Genomic DNA, 25,840 nt, shown 5'->3' with positions numbered 1-25,840 from the left:
AATTTCACCCTGACAGGAAGGAAAAAGAAAGCGTGTTTTGCAGCCTGTATTAACCCCACACTGCTTAATGAAACTTATCGACTACCACGATGAAAACTTTAAAGACAATTTGAAATATAAATTCACAACTGTGACATCAGTCTGTTTAGGCGCTGTTTTACGACTTTTTTATGGTTTAGTATTAACAGTTAAGCCCATAATAGTTAGGGGGCGAATAATTTAAGCAGGTTTTTTGCTGACTTTTTTTTACATTTGAAACCAGAAAAAATATAAAATTTAAAAATCTTTACCAAGAATAAAAGATTTTAAAATCAATAAGTTGGTTGATCTGCCTTCCGGCGGGTATTTATTAACATCTTAAAGATTTGATAATCACCCCTGAAACTTAAATTCGCAGAAAAAATACGTTACTTTCTCTTAACATCGCCAGCTTAGTGATTAACATTCTAGTTATAATTTGTATTAGTTAATTACAGAGATTAAATAATATTTCTATGAAACTCGCTCCCTGAGAGGTACGTTTAATCTGATTAATCTTTTTCAACTATTTGGAAACAGGCTAACCAAACATGCAATATATGACCTTTCTTCTTGCTGCATTAATTTTCTGCGGCTCTGCCGCCGCCGCGCCAGCGTCAGAACCCGTTTCACTACTCTCTCGGGCACTGCATGAGAGAATGCTGTTAATGAAGGATGTTGCAGCCTTCAAAAAAACGCACAATAAGCCGATTGAAGACCTGGCTCGGGAACAGGATGTGTTAGCCGAAGCCAAAGAGAAATCGGCAAAAGCTGGCCTCGATCCACAGTCTGTGACCGCTTTTTTTCAGGGACTGATGGATGCAAGTAAAGCGATTCAGTATCGTTACCTGGCAGACTGGTTGAGTGCTCCGCATGCCGTCCCACCCGCCAAAGATCTGGCAGAGTTGCGCCAGCAGATTAATCTGTTAGACGGACAGATTTTGCAAGCCATCAACCAGCAGCTGTCACAGGGTGGTTTTACCAAAGGCGATTTAGCTCAGCTACATCAGCAGCTAAATGTCCAGCATCTGAGTGATAACGACATCAATAACGTTTTGCTGGGGCTGGAGCACATTCGGCTCAAAAAATAACGGTCCGCCGCGCGCGGCGGAATGCACGTCCAACATCCTTGAACGTCTTCTCATACGTTTGCAACGTGACAGGTTATCTACCTTAACGGGTACCGCAATTTTTACTCTAAGAATCCTTAACTCCCCGAAGCGTCAGCAGGAAGTTGACGCTTCGTAACCCGGCAATTGCGCCTTTCGCGGTGAAAGCACGCTCATCCGGGTTACCTGCGTTTCTTCATTGCTGAAAGCCTGCAGGGCTGTTTAAAGAAAGGTAGGGAATGTCACGATTTATATGGCTGTAGCCGACTACGTCGGGCGTAAGGGGCCGTTCATCATCTGCGCCATCTTTTACGTCCTCTGGCGCCGTCATGCCGCTTAAGCGCCATTCGAAACACGGCTCTCACTGCATGCAGGGGTTAATTCAGATTAAAACGTCCGCTTTGTGCTGTGAGTTCAACCGATAGATGCAACACATTTATTGAACCCTTCTGCGGGTGATTCATAGTCTGGCGTTTTTCTCGGTCTTTCGTTGAGCTGCCTGGCAACACTGTTTAGTCTTTGCTGGCTGTGAACCGATAAGTCAGTTCCCTTTGGAAAATATTGTCTGAGCAACCTGTTCGTATTTTCATTTGAGCCACATTGCCAGGGGGATTGAGGATCGCAGAAGTAAATCTGGATGTCTGCTGCTACAGTAAACCGGGTGTGGCAGGTCATCAGTTCTTAAAGGAGCCTCACCCCTGATTGTTTAGAGCGTTGATACTCTCGGAAGCGCTTAAAAACAGGGCATAAATAACCGTCGCAAGCACTTTTTTTTGACAGTCAGTAAAAAACTGAGGTTTTTAGCAATAATATTTTTTTAGAAAAAGTATGAAAGTGACGCCTTTTTCCAGGGGCAAAATTAAATAATCCTCCCACTTTATGTCACTGCTCACTTGCAGGCAGGTAACAACGAAACAAATCGATTGGAAATTAATCAACTGTGATAGTATGAGTTTCATTCCTCTAAAGGGTAACCACCATGTCTCTTCTCGATTACGCCAGGAAGTTCATGAGTGCTCCGTCCACGGTAGTCTGTCCTGCCTGCGGTTTAAGTTCCTCCCAGCCTGCCTCAAAGATTCGCCTGAAACAGGCTATGCTTTGTCCGGGATGTAAATCTCTCTTTGTCTCTCCACGTTAGCACCTGACTTTCAGATCCGACGATCTTCCCTGTTATACCGTAAAGACCTGGACCTGCAGCTGATAAATCCCTGATGCCTTACGCCCATCCTGAGAGAACGTTTCTGAACTGATTTCTCAACTGCTCCTGCGCGTTAATGTCGCATGAGAGCAAGACTATGAAAATAAATCCTGGGGCATGGTTTCGCCGCGCCCGTATCATGACAAAAGCGCCAGGGCGCGCATCGTTTTCTTCCAATGACCCTATGGGGGAAAACACTCCGCGCCCGGAGCTGTTCTCAACGCCTCAGCTTGAGCGTTATGGTCAAAAGCTGGCGCATACGCATAAATTGTCGCCGGACAAGATGCCGTACTACCTGCTCAAACGATTAAGTGATAACGAAGCCGTTATTACACAAAACTGTTACACGCTTAACGCCGGTAAAAAAACCAGCATTATGCCCGCTGGGGAGTGGTTGCTGGACAACTACTACCTGATTGAGGAGCAAATTCGCAACGTCCGCCAGCACTTGCCGACCAGCTTTGGCAAAGGTCTTCCTTCACTCGCGTCTCCGCACCCTTGTCCGCGTATCTATGATATTGCTACCGAGGCGGTTGCGCATGGTGACGGACGCTGGGACACCGCCAGTCTGACCAGCTACATCGGCGCCTACCAACAGGTCACGCCGCTGACGTTAGGGGAAGTCTGGGCGTTGCCCGGTATGTTGCGACTGGCGCTGATTGAAAATCTGCGTCGGGTCAGTATTGAGGTGGTTCAGGCTCAGCAGGAACGCAGCCTTGCTGACAGCTGGATAACGCGGATGACCGACTGCGCCGAACATGCGCCAGCTGACCTCATTCTGGTGATCGCCGACATGGCGCGTTCCCGACCGCCACTGAGCAGTGCCTTTGTCGCGGAAATGGTTCGTCGTCTGCACGGGCAGGGGAATGCGCTGGCATTACCCTTGGGCTGGGTAGAACAACGCCTTGCCGAGCAAGGCCTCACAACCGAGTTACTGATCCATCGTTTCAACCAACAGCTTGCGGCCAGTCAACTTTCCGTCAGCAACAGTATTGCCGGGTTACGCCTGCTCAATGAAACCAACTGGGCTGATTTCGCCGAGAACATTAGTGTGGTTGAGCAGACGTTACGTCGCGATCCGGCGGGCATATATTCCAGTATGCATTTTGATACCCGCGATCATTATCGCCATGTGATTGAGATTCTGGCCCGGGAAAGTCAGCTCAGTGAGCCCGACGTGGCAAGCCGCATACTGGCGTTGTCAGCATCAACCCAACCGGGCATGCCCTCTCATCACATTGGATATTATCTGATGGGAGAAGGGCGGCGTCAGTTAGATCACCATTTGTCGGTGGCGAGCTCTGGCCTCAAACGCTTGCGGCACAGTCTCAACAGATATCCTCTGTTATCCTGGCTTGGGAGCATGAGCCTGTTAACCACGGCGGCCACCGCCGCAATATTGTATGACACAGCGAGTCTGGGCATGGCCTGGTGGTTGTTACTGCTGGCTTTACCTTTGATTGTGGCGTTGAGTCAGTTGGTCAGCGATATACTCAGTGAAGCGACGACCCGCTTTCGGACTCCCCGACCGCTGCCACGAATGGACTTTTCTGACGGGATTCCGGTGACATCCTCCACGCTGGTGGCGATCCCCTGCATGCTGACGAGTCACGCCGGCTTCAGCACGCTCCTCACAAGCCTTGAAGTGTGCTGGCTTGGCAACCAGGACGATAACCTCTGTTTCGCGCTTCTTACCGATTTTGCTGACGCGGCGACTGAAAGTACGGATGAACAACGCGCACTGTTTAGTCAGGCGATGTCAGAAATGCACCGGCTTAACCTGCTCTATCCTTGCCGCCATCAGCGCTTTTATTTGCTCCACCGCTCGCCTGAATGGAATGCATCGCAGGGGATCTGGATGGGTTATGAACGCAAACGGGGCAAGCTGGCGTTGCTGAACAGCTGGTTACGTCATCCAGACACGCAATTTTCCAGCGTTGCGGGCATGCCCGCGAACCGCTTACCCGGACAGATTAAGTATGTCATCACGCTGGACAGCGACACGCTCCTGCCACGTGATACCGCGCATAAGCTGGTCGCAACGATGGCGCATCCGTTGAACAAGCCGGAATACGATCCGCGATGTCAGCGGGTCGTCAAAGGATACGGTATTTTACAACCGGGGCTGGCAGAAGAGATGCCGCGTAACGGTCAGGGCCGCTATGCCGCGATGCGCAGCAGCGTACCGGGTAATAACCCTTATTCCATGATGTCTTCAGATATCTATCAGGATCTGTTTGAAGAAGGCTCCTTCGTCGGCAAGGGAATTTACGACGTGGATATTTTTGTCCAGGCCACGGCCAACACCTGCCCGGAAAATCTGGTGCTCAGTCACGATCTTCTGGAAGGATGCTATGCCCGCGCCGGGCTGCTGAGCGAGGTCTTACTCTACGAGCAGTACCCGAACAACTATCTGTCCGACGTCGCACGCCGTACGCGCTGGATCCGTGGCGACTGGCAACTGCTTAACTGGCTTAAGCTGCGGGTCCGAAAAGCGGATGGGACGCGGGATAAAAACCCATTGTCGGCGCTCTCTCGCTGGAAACTGTTTGATAACCTGCGCCGCAGCCTGGTCGCCCCCGCACTACTGGTGCTGCAGTTTAGCGCGCTGCTGTGGGTGCCGAATCCGGGATACTGGCTGGGCGTTCTGGCCCTGGTCTGGCTGCTGCCTGCTGTGCTCTGTATCCTTATCGATCTTGCCAACAAGCCGCATCGTCGTCCTCTGAGGCAACATCTGGTGCTGGTTACGGCGGGGGCACTGAAGCGACTTTCCCGGATCGGACTCAATTTTATTTTATTGCCCCATGAGGCGGGCTATTCGCTGTATGCGATCGCCGTAACGCTCTGGCGCCTTGGCATCAGCCAGCGCAACCTGACGCAATGGTCAAGCCACAGTCCGGACAGCCTTCAGTCCCAACTTTCTGCCTTTCGTTTTTATCGGGTAATGTGGCTGAATGTGGCTTGTGGTGCGGCACTCACGCTTCTGACGCTGTTAGTGGCGCCACAATGGCTGACCCTGGCCCTGATCATCAGCCTGTCATGGTGCCTGGCACCGCTATTATTGAGTGGACTGAGCCGCCCGCCAGCGCGTAAGGCGTTTCTGCCTGACCCGCAACAGAAACGACTTCTGCGTCAGACCAGCAGAGAAATCTGGGCGTTTTTCGAGACCTTCGCGACGGCGCAGGAAAACTGGCTTCCCCCGGACAATTATCAGGAAATCCCGGAGCCCAAAATCGCGCATCGCACGTCACCCACCAATATCGGACTGTCCTTGCTGGCGAACCTTACGGCCTGGGATTTCGGTTATCTCTCTGGCGCGGATGTCCTGCAGCGCATCACGCAGACGCTCGACACGCTGGATAAGATGGAGCATTACCGGGGACATTTGTATAACTGGTATGACACCCGCACGCTTGCGCCACTCAGCCCGCGTTATGTTTCCAGCGTTGACAGCGGCAATATGGCCGGCCACTTACTGACACTGCGCGAAGGGCTGTCAGCCATGCGTCATCAGCCCGTTTTCAACGACGTACGCCTACTGGAGGGGCTGAATGATACTCTGCATGTGCTGGAAAAATATTGGGGCCATAACGCGCCAGCCAGCCTGGGCGTGCTGCGCACGCAGTGCCTTAATGCTGCATCGTTACCTTCAGGGCAGTGGTTAAGCGAACTCAAAAAAATGCAGGTGCACGGCAACGAACTGGCCCGGCTGTCTCAGGAGGAAAGCCGCGTGGTGGTGCGCTGGACGGCGCATCTGGTCAGTCAACTGCAGCAGCTCTGTGATGAATGGACGACGCTGCTTGGCTGGCTACCGGTGACATATCATGCACAGGCCCTGCCTACGCTGAGTGAGCTGGCTGGCGGAATCACCCTTGAGGCGGTTATCGCGCCGACAGCCGTTATGACCCAGGCCCGGCGGCGACTGGCGATTATCAGCGAACTTGAACAACGTCTCGCTGACCATGCGCGAATGGATTTTACGTTTCTGTATAACACGGCTACCAGCATGCTAAGTGTGGGCTACAACTGCGATACCAACACGCTGGATAAAAGCCACTACGATCTTTTGCCTTCAGAAATCCGCCTGACCAGTTTTGTCGCTATTGCGACGAATCAGCTGCCGCTTAAAAGCTGGTATGCACTTGGCCGACTGTTTACCACCATCGATCATGAAACTGCCCTGATGTCCTGGAGCGGTTCAATGTTTGAATATCTGATGCCGAATCTGGTGATGCCAACCTGGCACGGCAGTCTGCTGGATGAGATGAGCAAATCTGCGGTAATCAGGCAGATAAACTGGGGCAAAGAGCGTGGCGTGCCGTGGGGCGTCTCTGAGTCTGGCTACCATGCGTTTGATGTTCAACATAATTATCAGTATCAGGCATTTGGCGTACCCGGCCTTGGTCTCCGGCGCGGTCTCGCCGACGATATGGTGGTAGCCCCTTATGCCACGCTGCTGGCGCTGTTGGTTTCACCGCAAAAGGCCTGCGACAATCTGCTCAGGCTGCAGGAAAACGGCGCGCGCGGCGAATATGGTTTTTATGAAGCGTTGGACTATACGCCATCGCGACTGGCAACCGGGCAGCTTTTCCTGGTTGTTCAATCCTGGATGGCGCACCATCAGGGCATGGCTTTCCAGGCGCTGGGGCATCTGCTGCTTGATGCCCCTATGGCCGGGCGATTCATGTCGAGTCCGGCGTTCAGATCGGCCAGCTTGCTGTTACAGGAGCGCGTACCCGATGAGGTTGAACTCTACAGCCCGCGTCGTCATTTTGAGTCCCATGAGGGAAGAATTAAGCCTGTGCGCTATGAACCGCGAATCTTCATGCATGCGGATACGCCGACCCCCGAGATACAATTATTGTCCAACGGGCATTACCATCTAATGATAACGCCAGGCGGTGGGGGATACAGTCGCTGGAACAACATCGCATTGACACGCTGGCGCAGCGACAGCACCCGTGATAACTGGGGAACGTTCTGCTATATCCGGGATCCGCTCACTGACGAGGTGTGGAGCAATACCTGTCACCCTCTGGGGGCCAGTGCGGACATCAGCGATGAAATCATCTTTACCGATGCGGGGGCCGAGTTCAGGCGCGTGCTCGGCTCGCTCAGCGTGAAAACCCGGGTTGTGGTCTCACCGGAAGATGACATCGAACTGCGTCGTGTCACCCTGATGCATCGAGGCCGAAGCCCACGAACACTCGAGCTGACGACCTATGCTGAAGTGGTGCTTGCCTCGGACATCAGCGATCAGGCGCACCCGGCGTTCAGCAACCTGTTTATTCAGACGGAAGCCGATCCCAGGCATGATGCCATTTTGTGCCACCGGCGTGCACGCTCGCCGGATGAACAGAGCCCGTATCTGTTTCATATGATGGTGGTGCATGGCGATTGTTCAGAGAACGTTTCATTCGACACCGACAGAGCGGGATTCATCGGCCGGGGAAAAAGCCCGGCTGATGCCCAGGCGGTCAGCATGAACGGACCGCTCAGTAACACGTCCGGTGCCGTGCTGGATCCGATACTGTCGATACGCCACGCGATTACGCTCCAGCCCGGACAGCCGGTGACCATTGATATCGTTTTTGGCGTCAGCGAAAACCGTCAGCAAAGCCTCGCGCTGATGGAAAAATACCGCGATCATCCTATCGCCGATCGTGTGTTTGAACTGGCCTGGTCCCACAGTCTGGTTGTGTTACGGCAGATGAATGCCAGCGAAGATGACGCAACTTTGTTCAACCGCCTCGCCAGCGCGGTACTTTATCCCTGTCAGGAACTGCGCGGTGACGAACAGGCCATTAGCCGAAACCGACGTGGTCAGTCGGGCCTGTGGGGTTGGGGGATCTCAGGTGATTTGCCGATTGTGCTGATCAGCCTGACCAGCGAGGAAAAAATTGCTTCTGTCACCACGCTGATTCAGGCACATCGCTACTGGCGACTGAAAGGGCTGGAGGTGGATCTGGTGATTCTTAATAACAGCCCTGGAGGCTACCAGCAGGCGCTGCAGACGCAGATTATGGATTTAATCTATGCCGGTTCTGAAGCCAGCCTGTTAGATAAACCCGGGGGGATTTTTGTCCGTAACGGTGAGCATTTGTCTGCCGAAGACAAGCAGTTGCTGATGAGCGTGGCCTGTCTGAGCCTGGACGATCGCGCTGACGGCATCAATGAACAACTTAACCAGCGTATTCATGCGACAAAAAAACGCGTCAGGCCTTTTGTGCCCTCGGTGACGTCAGAGAGCAATCATCACGCCGACTGGATACCGGAAACTCACCTGTTGCGCCATTTCAACGGATACGGTGGCTTTTCTCAGGACGGTCGCGAGTATCAGATCCTGCTGAGAGAAAACCAACCGACGCCAGCGCCCTGGTCAAACGTGCTGGCAAACGAGAACTTTGGCAGCGTGATTTCTGAAGCAGGCCAGGCCTACAGCTGGTTCGAAAATGCGCACGAATATCGCTTAACGCCGTGGGAAAACGATCCGGTAAGCGATCGTAGCGGGGAGGCATTCTATCTGCGTGATGAAGAAAGCGGCGCATGCTGGTCACCCATGACCCTGCCCGTGCGCGGTCAGGGCGATTATCTTACCCGCCACGGTTTTGGTTACAGCGTGTTTGCCCACCGTGAAAATGGACTGGACAGCGAACTGACAGTCCTGGTGGACGAGCAGGCGCCGGTTAAGCTTGCAATACTGAAGCTCAGCAACCATTCGGGCCGTACACGCAAATTGTCTGTCACCGGCTACGTGGAATGGACACTTGGGGCAACGCGCAACCACTCTGCTGCGCATATCATCACGCATTCGCCCGGCCTCGCGGGGGGAAGTGCGGTCATGGCCAATAACTTCTACGGTGCTAATGGCGGGGAACGCACCGCCTTTTTCGCCGTTAACGATCCTCAGAGTACGGTAACGGGCGACCGCCGCGAGTTTATCGGGCGTAATGGCTCACTGCGCGCCCCGGCCGCCATGACGCTTCGCAGACTCTCGGGTAAAACGGGAGCCGGGCTTGATCCCTGTGCCGCGCTACAGTCGACAACCTCCCTTATTGACGGTGACCAGAAAACATATGTTTTTGTCCTCGGCGTGGCCGATAACCCGGCACAGGCACAGGAAACGCTTGCCCGTTTTCTGCATGAGGATCATGCGCGTCAGGCGCTGAATCAGGTTCACCATTTCTGGCACAACGTGCTTGATAAGGTGGTTGTGCAGACGCCCGACAGCAGCGTTGATTTGCTGGTAAACGGCTGGCTGCTGTACCAGACATTAGCCTGCCGCATCATGGCGCGCAGCGGCTACTATCAGTCCGGTGGGGCATTTGGTTTCCGCGATCAGCTGCAGGATACGCTGGCGCTGAGCCACGTTGCACCGGAGCGACTGCGCAGCCAGATCCTGCTGTGTGCCTCACGGCAGTTTATTGAGGGGGATGTGCAACACTGGTGGCATCCTCCGCAGGGTAATGGCGTGCGAACCCGCTGTTCGGATGACTACCTGTGGCTTCCGCTTGCGGTTTGTCACTATGTGGATACAACGGGAGATACTGGCGTGCTGGCGCAGCAGATTCCCTATCTTGAAGGGCGTCCGCTCAAGCCCGGCGAAGAATCAGTTTATGATACGCCGGTTATCAGCCACCTCGAAGAGACGTTGTGGCAGCACTGCGTAAAAGCGATTGAGCGGGGGCTAAACTTCGGCCAGCACGGCCTGCCGCTAATGGGGGCAGGTGACTGGAATGACGGGATGAATCTGGTCGGTATTGAAGGCAAAGGTGAAAGCGTCTGGCTCGGCTTTTTCCTCTACGATATTTTGCAACGCTTTGCGGCGCTGGCTGAACAGCGCCAGGATGAACGCGTGGCAGCATTGTGCTATTCAGAAGCGCTGAGCCTGCAAAAAAATCTCGAATCTTACGCCTGGGATGGTGCATGGTATCTCCGCGGCTACTTTGACGATGGTACGCCGCTGGGGACAATAGAATCGCAGGCGTGCTGGATCGATGCGATTGCACAAAGCTGGTCCGTTTTGTCCGGCGCAGCTGATCGAGTGCGCAGTGCGCAGGCTATGCAGTCACTCGACAGCTATCTGGTGGATAACGATGCAGGATTGATCAAGTTGCTAACGCCACCGTTTGATGGTCATGGTCCTAATCCCGGTTACATACAGGGTTATCTTCCGGGTGTGAGGGAAAACGGCGGGCAGTACACGCATGGCGCCATCTGGGCGGTCATGGCGTTTGCCCGGATGGGACAAAAAGCGCGAGCGTGGCAACTGTGGTCAATGATCAATCCGGTAAACCACACGCTGCAGACTGAAGGCGTTAACATCTACAAGGCGGAGCCCTATGTGATGAGTGCAGATGTGTACAGCGTTGCACCTCATACCGGCCGTGCCGGGTGGAGCTGGTACACCGGTTCCGCAGGCTGGGCCTACCGTCTGGTGACTGAAGAGTTACTCGGAATAAAACGGCACGGAGAGACGCTGGTTATTCGCACTCACTTACCTGATGACTGGCCTTCGATCAGCCTGTCCTATCAACACGGGCGCAGTCAGTATTACATTAGGATTTCTCGTCACGACGGTGAACCTCGAGTGACTATGGATGGCACGCTCCTGCCGGATGACAGCATTCCTTTGCGGGATGATGGACAAAATCACAATGTCGATATTATTCAGCGCTGACCGTCCGCTCTGTGCCAGAAGCAGACATTGATAATTCAGCGTTACTGTGGTTATTTGGGTGCAGGCAAAGCGCCCGCCCCCAAAAAATCTCCCAAAGAAGCCGCATAGTTTCTCCCAGACATCAGGCTAACCCTGGTATATTGATGCCAAAAACCTGCAAAAGAAGAATAATATTTAGCGTCACGATAATCACTGTGCCAATTACCGATAATATTACTGTAAGTTTATTATTTACAAACTCTCCCATAATGTCGCGGCGGCGAGTAAACATTACCAGCGCTATCATGGGCGCTGGCAAAGCCAGACTCAGGACAACCTGACTGTAAACCAGGGCATCTGTTGCATTAACTCCCATTGAAACCACGACAAATGCGGGGATCATGGTTACCAGACGGCGTAACCAAACAGGAATGTAGAACCCCACAAATCCCTGCATAATCATCTGACCCGCCAGAGTTCCAACCACTGAACTTGAAATGCCCGACGCAATCAGAGACAACAAGAATACGCCTGCAGCACTAACCCCCAGTAAAGGTGTCAGCGTGTGATAGGCCGTCTCAATTTCAGCAACATCACTGTGTCCAGCATGGAATGCACTCGAAGCCATGATAACCATCGCAATATTGACCAGTCCTGCAATACTCAGTGCAATCACAACCTCAATATTTGAGAAAGACAGTAATTTGCGGCGTTCACTTGAATTTTTTGCTGGAGTGCGGCTCTGCGTTAACCCTGAATGAAGATAAATAGCATGCGGCATCACCGTTGCCCCGATAATTCCTACGGAAATGGTTAACGCCTGGGCATCAGGCAGCTTCGGAATGACCATGCCAAGACCTGCTGCAGTTCAGTTGACTGGGGCAATAAACATCTCGATCAGGTAACACAGCGCAATGACGGCAACCAGTCCACCAATCATCAGTTCTAACGGCCTGAACCCGCGTTTTTCAACCAGCAACAATGTGTAAGTGATCAGCGCGGTAATGCCCATTCCTACCAGTAAGGGGAGATGAAACAGGATTGATAGCGCCAGCGCACCGCCAAGAAACTCAGCCAGATCGGTTGCCATTGCAGCAATTTCGCTGACAACCCACATGCCCCATACCACGGGTGAAGAAAACTGGTCACGGCACATTTCAGCTAAATTTTTATTAGTGACGATACCGAGTTTCGCCGACAGAGCCTGGAAAAGCATGGCGATAATGTTGGCCATCACGACCACCCAAAGAAGGGTGTAACCATACTTTGCTCCTGCCTGAATATTTGTCGCAAAGTTTCCTGGATCCATATAAGCGATAGACGCAATAACCGCAGGTCCGGCAAAAAGTAACGGCGTCATTAAACGGCGTTGACGACCGGATAACACTTCTGCAATCGAACGATTGGTTCGTTCAGTTAAGGTTGAAGACCGAGTGGATCCGGACATAACGTTACTTACCCCTGTTTTGTATTTTTAGACTAATTTAAGAACCAAATCATAGCACTTGCTATACTTCATAGCGGAAGCTAATTTCATGATGAAATTAGTGCTATTCTGTATCTGAATGTAAGGGAAAGGTGAACGACTTGTTTCAGTTAAGTACTTAAGTACCACACCAACGCGAGCAATACTGGGAAGAATCAAAGGGGAATGTTCGCTTTTTTTCATAGTGGGCACTGCGCTTAGTAAACTCGTCTGCTTAGTGCCATAAGCGAAAGCAGCTAACAACAATTGTGTTGCCAACGGGGGAAAAAACGCAGGGTTCTCAGGAAGATGGCTGGAAGAACAAAATCATTAGAAAATGGCCCGAAAAGTGACCTGCTCCCCGTTATTTGACACAGCTTGAGCAAAGTCCGCTTTGTGCCAGAAGCGGAACTTACTTAGATCGTGCTATGTTAGTTTGCCGGGAGCAGGTCAGCCAGCTTGACAAGAGGCGCTGGCCCCGATTTAGCTTATAAGCACTGCGCTCACTTATGAGGCCGGGCTTTTTGTTAGCGTAGAATCAACTTCAGTATTCTGTTGCTATATAATTCGAGGTATCTAAACAGCGCCACCTCGCCCGTTATCAGCCTGAAGAGAGTACAGCTCAAAAGGTCATCTTTGTAACGTAAGTAATTCTTTCTCTAAGCGGTCAAGACATCCCGAGTTTATGTCTGAAGGAGACGTTGCACCTGTCAGTGTCATTGTCACTTTCATATCTTCAGCATACAGCCGTAGTAAATGTTCTACTCCTTGTTCTCCGGCTGCGGCAAGAGCATAAATGTACGCGCGCCCCAGTAAAACTCCTTTCGCCCCAAGAGCAAGCATGCGGATAACGTCAACGCCAGACCGAATACCAGAGTCCACTAATACGGTGAGATCGTCTCCAACGGCATCTGCCACACGTGGCAGAGCTCTTGCTGTTGGAACTGCGCCATCCAACTGCCTTCCGCCGTGATTAGAAACGACAATACCATCAGCGCCAAGCCTTACTGCATTACGTGCATCCTCAGGTTCGAGAATTCCCTTAATGATTAGGTTCCCTTGCCAGCTTTCGCGAATCCACTCCAGATCTTTCCAGGTGATAGATGGATCAAAATTGCTGCTGATGAATCCCATATAGTCGGCCATCTTCATCTTATGTCTGGTATAAGCCTCAATATTACCAAAGGATAGAGGACGGCCTCTCAGCCCGACATCCAGAGCCCATTGAGGGTGAATGCACGCCTGTACATATTGCCTAAGCGTCGACATCGGTCCAGACATTCCGGAACGTTTGTCACGGTATCTGGAGCCAGGTATGGGCATATCTACAGTAAACACGAGAGTCTTCATACCTGCGGCCCACGAACGCTCAAGCGCATTGCGCATGTATCCGCGATCCTTAAGCACATAAAGCTGCGACCAGAGTTCTCCAGATGCATGGCTCGCAACTTCTTCAATAGAACAAACTGATACGGTAGAAAGCGTATAGGGAATACCTGTTTTAGATGCAGCTCGAGCTGCCTTGACTTCCCCACGACGGGCATACATGCCAGTAGCTCCAACAGGACCCAATGCTATGGGTAAGGACCATGATGACCCAAGTACTTTGGTGGAAAGATTAGTTTCACCGACTCCACAAAGAACCCGCTGGCGAAGAGCTACGGATGACAGTTCGTAAGCATTGGCATTCATTGTATTTTCTGCCACAGCCCCACCATCTATGTAATCAAAGAGAAATCTTGGGATGCGCATACGTGCAGCTTCACGATAATCAGCGGGCGATGAAACTATCATTTTATCTTTTCCTTATTTAATAGAATCAGGTAGACGGTCTGAATACAGAAAAACTATATGCTTCATAAAGCCATTGCAGAAATGAATTTTTAGAACCGAAATCATTCCTTTTAGGAATGCCTTGAGTTTGAAGCTGATTATTTTTCCGGCGATATATAAGAAGACGTATTCAATGAATTTATCAGTGCTTACGGGGAAGAGCTTCTCGTCCGAGAGTGCAACACCCAACATTAAGGGTGGGATTTGATTACATTCCGGGCGCTACTACAGCATCAGGGAGGACATATGGTGTTCGAAAGGGTTGTTATGTTCATTATGTCAGAACTTCCATGTCTCTATCATTTTGACGTCCGCTGTTCGCTCATAGCAGACATATCTAAATTGTTTAATTGAACGTGCCAACATCAGACCAGCGCAGGATTGACCGGATCGTTCTCTTTCAGACACAATCGAAACGACGCTTCTGATGTGTCGGGGATACTTACTCAGAAACCGGCGGAATGGTTGTGGACTGTAGTTGTGCTAAACCCCGGCTCAGCTATGGCGTTTTGTCATTTATAGGGAGTAAACATGGAAGTAACGGTAGAAATGTGTCCGCCAGATGAATGGGAATCCATGGTGAAAATTTTTACCGAGATGGAAGAGCACTACTATGGTAAGGGCATCATTCAGAAAACACTGTTGAAGAATTATCTCCGCAATCGACTCTTCAGTCAGCTCTCCGGTACTCAGGTGCTCAGGGCTCGCCGCGATGCAAATATCGTTGGGCTGGCGTGTTGCAGCATTCTCTATCCTTCGCCCCGGTACAGTGGAGAGTTACACATCAAAGAGCTGTATGTTTCACGGAGTGAGAGAGGTAAAGGCACTGGGGAATCCATAATGCGCTTTATGGCAAAACTCGCTCTTGAGCATGAGTGTCGTAGCCTTAGCTGGAATGCCGAGAAATCAAACGCCGGAGCAAACCGTTTTTATCAATCTTTAGGGGGCAGAATAAATGGCGATATTGTGAATTATTATCTCCATGGTGACCTCCTGAGTAAACTGGCTTCCGGCAGTTTGGCACCGTCTGGAGGCTGTACCGGTTAGTCTCTCGCACTGATTTGGCTTGCCTGCAAGGCAGAGGCAACTGCGTAATATTGATGCCGTGTCCGCTCTGTGCCAGAAGCGGACATTACCAACCAGTTGATTAGCGGGTAGCAGGTCATCATGACCGCATTCTTATGCTAAATTTGGGTTTCGTGCATACAATAAAAGGATACGTATGAGAATCGATATCTGTGGAGATTCTGACATTCCCGATCTGGCAAAGATTTTTGTCGAGATGGATTCTTATTATTTCGGGAGTGAAGCGGCCAGCTATGAAGAAATGCTCTCTTATCTGACCCACAGGTTTTTTTCCGTCTATTCCGGAGTAAGTGTCGTAGGAGCATGGAAAAACGGAGTCCTTGTCGGATTTGCAACGTTCACACTGATGTTTCCTGCTCCAAAGTGCTCCGGTCAGGCATATATGAAAGATCTTTTCACTTCAGCGGCGGTTAGAGGTCAGGGAGTAGGTAAATCACTTATGCGATTTATTGCGGCTTTCGCCGTTGAACATGGCTTCACGCGATTTGACTGGACCGCTGAAACCACCAACCCGAAAGCTGCCGAATTTTACTTGTCCCTTGGGGCTTCTTTCATCAAAGAAAAGCAGTATTTTCGATTGGATCATCAGCGTTTAGCTGCGTTTGCTATGCACAACACACATCCCTAAAGCCTATCCCGGCTTAGAAGCTGCACTTCATGGCCGGGACGTTATTTTAATTTGGCAGAATTGCCGGTCTTCATCATGTTGACTTCCGCCTCTCGCTCATAGCGGACCTCCAGCTCGGTCAGCCTGTCCGCTTTGTGCCAGAAGCGGACCTTATAAACACTAAGGTACGATCGTTTAGGGGCAGTCTATGGTGAGTTATTATAGTGAGAACTCATCACGACCTAAGAAGATCGTAACAGATTCAGCCCCCTTGAGAGCGCAACATATAAATCAGTTGTGGACAATCCATCCGAGGCGTTCAGGCAGAGGCCAGCGCATGACTTCGCCGGTCCCTTCCTGAAAGGCAAGCATCAATATCTGTCGCGTGTTCTTTGGGACCAGAGGGGCACTCGCCCAGCAAATTGCTGACATGGGCTGCTACTGAAAATATGTTATTTCTCCAGGAGGATAAAAGTTGCGAGGGTGAACGAACTGAAGGTCACGGATGTCTGCGACTGGACATACGTCCCTAACCAGCAGTGTCGCTTGATTAATACAGAAAATGCTCGGTATGCCGGTCGCCAAAAAGCATGATGCCGAGCCCGGTCAGCATGACCAACACGCCGCCCATCTTGATGAGCGAAACCGGCCGTCTTATGGTGCCCAACAGACCAAAATGGTCGATCACCTGTGATGAGAGCAACTGTCCGACAATCGCCAACCCGAGCGGGGCTGAAAAACCGATTTTTGGTGCAAGTACCACATAGCTGAATAACGCACAGGCACCGATCTTTCCGCCCGTCAGACTCCACAGAGGCTGTGAAGGGATGGCAGCAAGGGCGGTGAAAACCCCTCCACGTAGCAGAGAGTAAACGCCGAGGCTCAACGCTACGGCCGTAAAGGAAAACAACGCGGCGGTGACCGGGTCGCCCTCGAGCCCTTTTGCAAGCTGGCTGTTCAGTGTTGTCTGCAGGGTAATACCCAGACCTGCTGCAAAAGCCAGTACGTAATAAATCGCGCTCATGCTGTTCATCTCAGTTAGTTTGCCTGCACCAGCGGCAGGAATTTTTCCGCAAAGATGTCAGGCTCATACCCTGCTGCCGCAAAAAGGTGTTCGCTTGATTCATCAATGGCTGCGCGAAGGCGTTCACTGTCCACACCCGCTTTCCCGGCTAACGCGGTCTGAAACGCAGAATGGAGGTCGGAGGTAAAAAACACCAGATGGCGGGGTGTAAAGGTATTGATCCCGTCGAACATAAATTCAAACACCTTGCTGGTTTCAGGGTTAAGCAGACCGCTGAAAGGATAGCGCTGGCGCAGGTCTCCGACGTTTTCCGGCGCACACCTGGTCTGTCAATGAGCTCGGGAGATGTCATCAGGGCGTGATGAAGCCGGGTGATGAGCCTGACAATGATGTTTGGGTTTGGCTCCCGCTCAATACGAATCCCCATGTCTATAAGGGTTTGGCAAGGGGGAACGCATGATGGAGTTATGGCGCGCATAGCGCCCCCGCTTTTTTGCTTCTGTTGTGTCCATAAGATGCGCGTCTGTGGAGGAGGATGGGGGCATTTTTTTCAGGCGGGCTGAACCAGGATGGTTGCTGCTGCTCCGCCAGAAAAAAGGCTATTCGTGATTCAGGAAAATATTTCCCATCGAATCAACGCGTTGAAATCAAGTAATTAATCTCGGATCGTTCCAGAGACGAAATCCTCCCTCGAATGCCAGTGTGTTGTCGCCTTTCCGGCACTTTGGCGGGAGTGAGTCGAGTTCATCTACGTTTCCTCCGCCTAAAACCACGTAGTCAGGCTGCAACGCGGTGGTCAGCATTTCCACCACGTCAAAAACCCGCGCCTGCCATTTTTTGTTCCCCTTTTTTACCCGGTAGGCTTCACCTACGTAGTGTTCGTAGCTATTGCCTTTGCGATAAGGTAAGTGAGCGATCTCCATGGGCTGAGCGACGTTTTCGATGATCATCGCAGCCCCTAGTCCCGTGCCAAGACCGAGGAACAGCATGCGTCCGCCCTGATAGGAACCCAGCGCCTGCATCAGGGCGTCGTTGACGATACGAACAGGGCAGCCAAATGCGCCTGCATAGTCAAACCCCACCCAGCCCTCACCGAGGTTGGCGGGCTCCCGAATGGGTTTATTGTCCGCGACGGGACCCGGAAATCCCATCGCAATCACATCATAGGACATGCCTTCAGCCAGGGTCTTAACCGCGGCAACCATGTCTGCGGCCGACATGTTTTTTCCACTATCTGCCTTCTTTTTTACCCCGCCAGTGCTGGAGAGGATCTTCACATGGCTTCCGCCGATGTCGATGGACAAAACAACATGATCTTTCTTTTTTTTAGTTTGCCGCGTCATTGGTAATTCTCCATAGGCTCAAACGGGATCGACCCAGCCGCCGGGGGGCATAAAGTCCGCCATAGCGGCAGGCCCCCAGGTTCCTGGTTTGTAGGCAGGTGGAACGGTTTTATCCTTCAGTATAGGTTCGACGATTTTCCAGGCCAGCTCTGCTGCATCCTGCCTGGTGAAAAGCTGACGATCGCCCGCCATGGCATCGCCAATCAGCCGCTCGTAGGGCGCCATATCGCCCAGACCATCGTCCAGCGCGGTGAGTTCGACCGCTTCACCCCGCATCTTTTCGCCGGACGCCTTGCGTCTCGCGCCAATGCCGATCGTAATATCCGGGCCGAGACGAAAGCGGATATAGTTGGCGGGCTCGTCGGTAATTTCATCGAAAAGGGTAACTGGCGGTCGCCTGAAGCGCACAACCACTTCCGTGGCATGCGCGGGTAAATTTTTCCCAGCACGAATATAGAAGGGAACGCCACTCCAGCGCCACGTTGTAATCTGAAAGCGAACCGCAGCGAAGGTCTCCGTCGGAGAAGACGCGGCGACACCCGGTTCATCGGTATAGCCTTCAAACTGACCCCGAACCACGTCATCGTCTGACAGAGGCGGCATGGCCTTTAACACCTGGACTTTCTCATCAACCAGATCGTCGGATGCGCCGGAAGAGGGTGGTTCCATGGCAAGTAACAGAAGCACATTAACCAGGTGATTCTGGATCACATCACGGATGCAGCCAACTTCGTCATAGAATTTGCCGCGTCCCTTGATGCCGAAGTCCTCAGCCATGGTGATCTGAACGCTTTCGATATGTTCACGATTCCATATGGGTTCAAGGAAGCTGTTCGCAAAGCGAAAGTAGAGGAGGTTCTGGATAGCCTCCTTGCCCAGAAAGTGGTCGATGCGGAAAATCGCGTCCTCATCGAAAACCTTGTGCAGCACCTCGTTCAGCTGTTTTGCCGAAGCGAGATCGCGGCCAAACGGCTTTTCCACCATAAGTCGGGCGTTTTTCGCGATACCGGCCTCTGCCAGCCCACCCGCAACCGTTTCGAACAGGGAGGGGGGAATGGCAAGGTAGTAGAGCGGGTTATGATGACCGGCAAGCGCCTCGCGCAGCCCGTCGAATGTTGACTGAGATCGATAATCGCCTGAAACGTAGGAAAGCCTGTCCGCCAGTGCGGCAAAGACCGCCTGATCGACCACATCGACATGTTTTTCAACCGCCTCTTTTGCACGCGCGATCAACTGGTCACGCGTCCAGTCTTCAAATGCAACACCGATAATGGGCGTACTGAGCGTTTTACGCTTCACCATTGCATAGAGAGAAGGGAAGATCATCTTGTAGGCAAGATCGCCGGTGACACCGAACACTACCAGCACATCTGATCGTTGCTGCGCCATCGCTGTGTACCTCCGCGTTACCTGGTTTTTTCCAAATGGCCGCCGAAGGCGTGCCGCATGGCTGAGAGGACTTTTTCGGCAAACAGTGCTTCGCCACGAGAAGAGAAACGCCCGAAAAGAGCAGACGCGAGAACCGGAGCAGGAACGCCCGTGTCGACAGCCGCCTGCAATGTCCAGCGCCCTTCACCGGAATCAGACACGCGGCCATCATAATGGTTGAGATTCGGGTCCTGTTTCAACGCTTCGGCTGTCAGATCCAGCAGCCAGGAGCCGATCACCGAACCATGTCGCCATACCTCTGTAACGGCGGGAAGGTTGATATCAAAACGATAATATTGCGGACTGGAAAGGGGCGCGGTTTCCGCATCAGCCTCCCGCTCGCCGGTTCCGCTATTGGCGGCCTTTAAAATGTTCAGGCCTTCGGCATAGGCGGCCATGACACCATATTCAATGCCATTATGTACCATCTTGACGAAGTGTCCGGCGCCTGCTGGCCCGCAATGAAGATAACCTCTCGGCGCCGTGCCCAGGGCCGCATCTTCCGCAATGTTCTGACCGGCACCGGGCGCAAGCGACGCAAAAATCGGGTCCAGGCGCTTCACGGCCGCCTGCGGGCCGCCAATCATCAGGGAGTAGCCACGCTCGAGGCCCCAAACGCCACCCGATGTGCCGACGTCGATATAGTCGATTCCGAGAGGTGAAAATTCCCTGGCGATATCGATAGCTTCACGGTAAAAGGAGTTGCCCCCATCGATAATAGCGTCGCCCTTATTCAGCGCTGCTGCGAACTCCCGCGCAATCTTTGGTGTTATCGCCGCGGGGAGCATGAGCCAGACCGCGCGCGGCGCCTCCAGCTTCGCAATCAGATCGCCAGGGGATAACGCGCCGGTTGCGCCTTCTTTAACCAGTGCGTCAACGTTATCGGCGTTCACGTCGTAAACGACGCATTCGTGGCCCTGTTTAAGAAGGCGACGTACCATGTTGGCGCCCATGCGGCCGAGACCTACCATTCCAATCTGCATATCATTCTCCATTGCCAATGCGGGTTTGATCGTTCGGTTCATTTACGACGTGAACGGTAAAATCGGTGTTTTCCCAATGTTCAACGTCAGGCCAGTAAAAGGTAAAGACAACACGGGTTCCTGCGGTTTCGTGCTGTACAGGCAGGTCCACGTAATAGGTTCCAAGCCCCGATGAGCGCGCCGGGGAGTCAGAAACGGTAGCCCAGTCATCCGTACTCCAGTGCACCAGGGCGTTCGCTTCCGTTTCCAGCCTCAGTTGCTTCCCGACAGGAAGGGAGGATACGCGGTTGTTAAAGCGCCATATGCGCAAATGCGATCCGGTCTGATTTCTGATATAGCGTTCAACGCCTTGGGGTGGCATATCGAAGACCGCGCCATCGCGAAGCGATCGCAGCAGTTTAATATGTTCGGAATGTGCCCAGACAAGCGGCATGGCGCTACCGGAAGGACGCCCGAAGAACAGCGCCTTATCGGGAATATCGGGGCCGTCCCATACCTGTTCCGGTAACAGCCCGCCCGAGCCTGCCGATTTTTCCAGCGTGGCCAGGAGCGCCTCAGCCGCGTCGTGCCTGCCCGCTGCCAGCTCGTAATGCGCGCGTTCGCCCGCCAGCAGAGGCCATGGACGCCCCTGGCCGATACCGTCGAACGGCGCGCCGTCTGCGTGTTCGCCATAGCCATCACCGGTGTACCGATACCACAATGGCCCCTGAGGTAAATCGACCCGAAGACTGTGGTCAATAGCCTTTATCGTATCAAGGATGTGCGGGTCGTCCGCTGCACGCAGGCCGAAACGCACCAGTGCCAGGGCATCCGGGCTCAGCACATCAGCGGTCGGCAGAAGCGCCCGATCCGGTGTCTGGTTGCGAATCTCGGTATTGCCGGATGCGCTGACCTCATCCGTTGCGCCCGACGGCGCGATGCGGACATAGTGACCGGAAATGCCAATCGAGGTGCAAAAATGGGGATCCCCGGCAAAGGTCCATTTTTCAATCTGCTCATTCCAGCAGTCTGCGGTTTCTCGCAGGTGGTTTGCCGCCGCTTCATCTCCGTCTATCGAAAGCAGATCCGCGGCGGCAAGCAGTGCAGCGATCTCGACCGCCAGGGTAAACGGACTGTAGCCTGAGTCTTCCTCCCAGCGGTCCTCCGCGGTCGCCGGGCCGTTGGTCAAAATGTAGCAGGCCGCGCGGCGTAGCATAGGCATAAAGCGTTTCTGCGCTTTATTGTCGAGATAGCCGAGTCTGCGCAGCATATCCATAAGCAGAAGGGGGAATGCACACTCATCCATCTGGATGCCTGGCCAGTAGGGTTTTCCATCCAGCCACAGGTTCTGTGGCCAGCGCCCGGAGGGCTCCTGAACACGACGGAGATATTCCAGAATGGCGAGTGCCTGGTCGGCGTCGCCTGCGGCCAGGAAACCCCCTGCCGTTTCGACCAGGTCTCGCGGCCAGACCAGATGATAGCCGCCAAGATCGTCATCGCCCTTCGAAAATCCCCAGGGTATCGTCAGGCTCGCGACAACGGCGCCGGGACAATCAGCGGCTCTGTGCGAGGCCAGTACCGCCGTTGAAACCCGGTATGTATTGACGCCGTTTCGCGCTTCTTGATCGAGTGGAATGAGCCTGTCCTGCCACGCTTGCCAGTTGCGAATATACCCATCGCGCGCTTTATCAAAGCCCGCGTTAAGACTGGCGGTTGCCGCCGCTGCGGCCTCGGATTCCGTTTGGCCGAAACCAATAGCCAGCGTGGCTTCACTGCAGGCGCTGGTGAACGCCAGCTCTCCGGCAAGCGCGACATTGCCATCGTCTGCCCGCCGGTATTGGTTCACAAGGCGTCCCTGTTCTTTAAGCTGCTGCCAGCCGTCTGACATACCGACAAACCCGGCGCTCATTGCCGTCCAGGGGATGTCGCAGACGAGCGCCAGATAGCGGGAGCGGCCGGTGGCGAAAAGCACTGGCTTATCGTCAAATTCGCCGATCCAGGCGGCGTTCATTTGTCCGGCATTCACCAGATGGGGAGCGAGCAGTGCGGTGACGGTGTAATGCTCAACGTTCCCCTTCAACGCGGTGAAACGGACCCGCTGCAGCACACAGTCACGGGCCGGATCAGTAATGATGTCCTTCTCAAGCCTGTAGAGGCCGTCACGCGCCGTGTTGGTGATGGTGAAGGCCGGAATGCCTGGCGAGTGGGGTCGGGTTTCGGTCAGGCAGTCGCGCTTTTCTTCGGAGAAATAACCTTCAGGCCCCGTGATAACGAAGACGCAATCGCGGGTACAGGCGCTGTCAACGCGTGGATAATAGATTTCGTTGAGAACGCCGTGGCTCAAGGTGAACCAGACGCGCGAGTCTGATGAAAGGGCCGTGCCGATTCCGCTCTTGGCACTCGATGTCCATCGGGCTTCAATTCCTGGCCTTCCCGGGGCGGCGTCAACGCCTGCGCGTAATGGCGGGTCGTCATGCTTCATGCACGTTTGCAACGGGACGGCGTCGCTGTCAGCGTTTGACATTTTTAGGATACCTTGGCGGTCTGCGTAAAAAATCTAGACGACGACGTTGCGGAGTAAATCCTGGCTTCATGCGGCGGCTTTTCTGTCCCGGGGCAACCCGGTTCACCTTGCGCCTGAGCAATGTAGAACCAAACTCCAAGATTTATATAGCGCTGATAGTGTGTTGAATCAACCATCCCTATCAGCGCAGCAACACCGAAAATTATTCACGACAAGACGACTTTTCGCCGCTCACCTTCATCCGCACATGAACGTCTTTCTCACTGACTCATTAACCGCCGCGACCCGCTCCCCTTCATCGCGCGGACACTAAACCCGCGCCCCATCTCTGGGTAGCCAGGGCGACGATGCGCCTTGCTTCAGACGAACCCGACTGATGCCCGGCAGCGCAAGAACGTGCGTCCTGATAGCACCGCTCTCCCGTCTGGATTTTCAGCTAACCGCATGAAATCACATCATTTAAAGGGCTTTGCCCGACTACGTCGGGCGTACGGCGCTGAGCCGCATCTTTGCACTTATCGCTGTAGTCCTGGTCAGGCTAAAGGTCTGGCTCAACGATCGCTTTGTGCCCGTAGCGGACGTGATAGCAGGGTAGGTCAGATATCTAATGTACAAGGCCCGATCGGGCAAGGCAGCGTGAGATACCCTGTGGCCAGCTACGTTGAGCCTGGCAGGTAAATCGACAGTGCGCCCCTGCGTAATGTCTTTTTTTGCAATGTCTAAAAGCAGAAAACTTACATCGTGTTACGACATAAACCCCATCGCTAAAGGTGACTGTATGTCACAGCCGAAAATGACAGATGCTGATTACATCTTGCTGGCCAACTTCCGCACGGAACTACGCAGATTTATTGCCTTTAGTGATAGTCAGGCACGCAATGTGAGATTGACACCACAGCAACATCAGGCGCCACTGACTATTTGGGTAGCGCGAGAAGCAACGGCAACGGTGGTTAGGTTGCAGAGCGGCTGATTTTAAAACCGCACGGCGCGTCTGGGCTGATTAGCCGCCTGCAGGACGCCGGGCTCATCACTCGTCAGGCCGATGAATCGATTGACGCCTCAGGCGGAAGCCTTGCTTGAGGCGCGCGCTGGCGCATATCGACGTGCGCAAAACGCGAAAACCTTTGCAGGTAGATCTGGTCGATGAGCTTGATGGCTGACAGCGCTGGAGCTGTCCGCCGCGGTTAGCGTAAACAATCGATATATTTTTGCGCCGACTGCTTCACCACACTGCTGGCATCGGCAATAATATCGCGCCCTTCAAATGCGCTGTAAAGTTTCCTGAAATCATAGGGTTGAAGTCGATTGACGATCGCAGTGATTGTCGCGGCGGGTAAAGGAAGCATATTGGGATAACTCCACATAAAAGAGACTGCGTTTGACCCTGCGCTAACCTGCACGATATCACCAGACAGCACGATGCCATCCTCCTTTGCCCAGTGCAGCACGGTTCCACCTTCAAAGTGTCCTCCCAGACGTAACAGTGTCACATCAGGCATGAGGGTTTTTGCCTCACCTTCCCACAACCGCAGATAGGGGCTGTCACGCATAATCCACTCGCTGTCACTGGCGTGCAGGTAAATCGGGGCATCAAAGACCGCTGCCCAGTCTTGCATGGTGCTGTAGTAATGAGGATGAGAAACCGCAATCGCGCTGATGCCGCCCAGGGCACGAACGATGTCAATCGTGGCATCGTCAAGATCAGGAATGCAGTCCCAAAGTACGTTGCCCTGCGCGCCCTTTACAAGAAAGGCCCGCTGGCCAATAGCAAATTCAGGAACCGTTTGCAGGCTGAATAATCCCTTTTCCAGCTGAGACCATTTATTACTATGGGCCGCATGCAACGCCTCAGGTGAAATCCACTGTTGTCCTGTTGGCGGGACATACTGACGTTCGTCCTCACAGATTTTACAGCGATCAATGTGAACATCCTGCTGTTGATATGACGTGCCGCACGTGAGGCAAATTTTGATCATCCTGCGCTCTCCCTTAACCCTTTCAGATTAATTTTAGAGCCTGTATCAGGTGCAGGTTTCAATTTGTGCCATAGGGCGTGAAGGACAATTAATGGCTGTAGACCAAAAAGTGGACGTTGTTGATGTAAAACTGCGCCACCTGGGTCATGCCAAGACGCTCGTGCGCCTGAATTGATCGACGATTGTCAGCCTGGATAAACAGCACCGGGGCCTTAGTACCGTAGTGACTGCGCAGTTCATCGTACAGACGCAGCAGCAGGCCCTGACCGCGGGCCCGGGTGCTGATGCAGGCCGGGCCATAAATCCAGCACTGCTTCCCGGGCGGCCAGGCGCGCAACATGGCGTTCACCACCTCCGGGCCTTGCCGGAATGATGAGGTGCTAAATAACACGCCGGCAATCCCTGCCGCACACTGCGCGACTGCCACTATGGCGCCAGGGTGATTCAGCATGCCGGCAACTTTTTCGGCGGGGAAATCGCCATTCAGCGCGCCGCCATTGCCCGCTGCGTTTTCCTGAAGCAGTGCCGTGATGCCTGCCAGGTCATGCGTCGTTGCTTGCCGGACGAGATAGTTATCCGGGGTAGGCATAATGCGATACTCCCTT

At 53.1% G+C, this 25,840-nt stretch carries 14 protein-coding genes and 2 pseudogenes; 5 read left to right on the top strand and 11 right to left on the bottom strand.

The genetic code is table 11. The annotated features are described in order from the left end of the window. Positions 1–569: 569 nt before the first annotated feature. Positions 570–1,109, top strand: coding sequence for a chorismate mutase (locus P9J57_RS21845; RefSeq protein WP_013027843.1), 540 nt, complete (start codon positions 570–572; stop codon positions 1,107–1,109). Between the two features lie 432 nt (positions 1,110–1,541). Here the strand turns inward: P9J57_RS21845 and P9J57_RS21840 are convergent. Then, positions 1,542–1,802: pseudogene (locus P9J57_RS21840) on the bottom strand (IS30 family transposase); the annotation flags it as partial. Positions 1,803–2,106: 304 nt separating this feature from the next. Between P9J57_RS21840 and P9J57_RS21835 the strand changes: the two are divergent. Then, complete coding sequence (locus P9J57_RS21835; protein WP_217267919.1) at positions 2,107–2,265, top strand: YnfU family zinc-binding protein; 159 nt, start codon at positions 2,107–2,109, stop codon at positions 2,263–2,265. Positions 2,266–2,422: 157 nt separating this feature from the next. Then, a complete protein-coding gene (locus P9J57_RS21830; protein WP_483279523.1) occupies positions 2,423–11,005 on the top strand; it encodes a GH36-type glycosyl hydrolase domain-containing protein in 8,583 nt (2,860 codons plus the stop codon). A gap of 121 nt (positions 11,006–11,126) precedes the next feature. Here P9J57_RS21830 and P9J57_RS21825 read toward each other — a convergent pair. Next, positions 11,127–12,431, bottom strand: a pseudogene (locus P9J57_RS21825) (Nramp family divalent metal transporter). Between the two features lie 648 nt (positions 12,432–13,079). Next, positions 13,080–14,243 carry an FMN-dependent L-lactate dehydrogenase LldD gene (gene lldD, locus P9J57_RS21820; RefSeq protein WP_019105834.1) on the bottom strand — a complete coding sequence of 388 codons (1,164 nt, stop codon included), beginning with the start codon at positions 14,241–14,243 and terminating at the stop codon, positions 13,080–13,082. Positions 14,244–14,813: 570 nt separating this feature from the next. Here lldD and P9J57_RS21815 point away from each other — a divergent pair. Beyond that, the gene (locus P9J57_RS21815) at positions 14,814–15,329 is read left to right on the top strand and encodes a GNAT family N-acetyltransferase (RefSeq protein ID WP_019105832.1); all 516 of its coding nucleotides are present in this window, start codon (positions 14,814–14,816) and stop codon (positions 15,327–15,329) included. A 175-nt stretch (positions 15,330–15,504) separates the two neighbouring features. Then, on the top strand, positions 15,505–15,996 hold the full coding sequence (locus P9J57_RS21810) for a GNAT family N-acetyltransferase (RefSeq protein ID WP_014598351.1): 492 nt from the start codon (positions 15,505–15,507) through the stop codon (positions 15,994–15,996). A 529-nt stretch (positions 15,997–16,525) separates the two neighbouring features. Here the strand turns inward: P9J57_RS21810 and P9J57_RS21805 are convergent. The 8 genes from P9J57_RS21805 to P9J57_RS21770 all read right to left on the bottom strand — a co-directional run bounded on the left by P9J57_RS21805 (position 16,526) and on the right by P9J57_RS21770 (position 25,824). Then, positions 16,526–16,999: a DMT family transporter gene (locus P9J57_RS21805; protein WP_041458039.1), complete on the bottom strand. Its 474-nt coding sequence runs from the start codon at positions 16,997–16,999 to the stop codon at positions 16,526–16,528. 14 nt (positions 17,000–17,013) lie between these two features. After that, the gene (locus tag P9J57_RS21800; protein ID WP_014333126.1) at positions 17,014–17,232 is read right to left on the bottom strand and encodes a hypothetical protein; all 219 of its coding nucleotides are present in this window, start codon (positions 17,230–17,232) and stop codon (positions 17,014–17,016) included. A 414-nt stretch (positions 17,233–17,646) separates the two neighbouring features. Further along, positions 17,647–18,342 carry an ROK family protein gene (locus P9J57_RS21795; protein WP_013027850.1) on the bottom strand — a complete coding sequence of 232 codons (696 nt, stop codon included), beginning with the start codon at positions 18,340–18,342 and terminating at the stop codon, positions 17,647–17,649. Positions 18,343–18,360: 18 nt separating this feature from the next. Further along, complete coding sequence (zwf, locus tag P9J57_RS21790) at positions 18,361–19,731, bottom strand: glucose-6-phosphate dehydrogenase (protein ID WP_014333129.1); 1,371 nt, start codon at positions 19,729–19,731, stop codon at positions 18,361–18,363. A gap of 17 nt (positions 19,732–19,748) precedes the next feature. Next, a complete protein-coding gene (gene gnd / locus P9J57_RS21785) occupies positions 19,749–20,753 on the bottom strand; it encodes a phosphogluconate dehydrogenase (NAD(+)-dependent, decarboxylating) (RefSeq protein WP_158150430.1) in 1,005 nt (334 codons plus the stop codon). Between the two features lies 1 nt (position 20,754). Beyond that, on the bottom strand, positions 20,755–23,256 hold the full coding sequence (locus tag P9J57_RS21780) for a glucan 1,4-alpha-glucosidase (protein WP_105080770.1): 2,502 nt from the start codon (positions 23,254–23,256) through the stop codon (positions 20,755–20,757). A 1,187-nt stretch (positions 23,257–24,443) separates the two neighbouring features. After that, entirely contained in the window at positions 24,444–25,235 is a 792-nt protein-coding gene (locus P9J57_RS21775) for an MBL fold metallo-hydrolase (RefSeq protein WP_014333133.1), read from the bottom strand. Between the two features lie 88 nt (positions 25,236–25,323). Beyond that, entirely contained in the window at positions 25,324–25,824 is a 501-nt protein-coding gene (locus P9J57_RS21770) for a GNAT family N-acetyltransferase (RefSeq protein WP_014333134.1), read from the bottom strand. Positions 25,825–25,840: the final 16 nt, after the last annotated feature.

The sequence above is a fragment of the Pantoea sp. nfd-35 genome (assembly GCF_056892255.1).
This window is presented reverse-complemented; position numbering and strand designations above follow the sequence as displayed.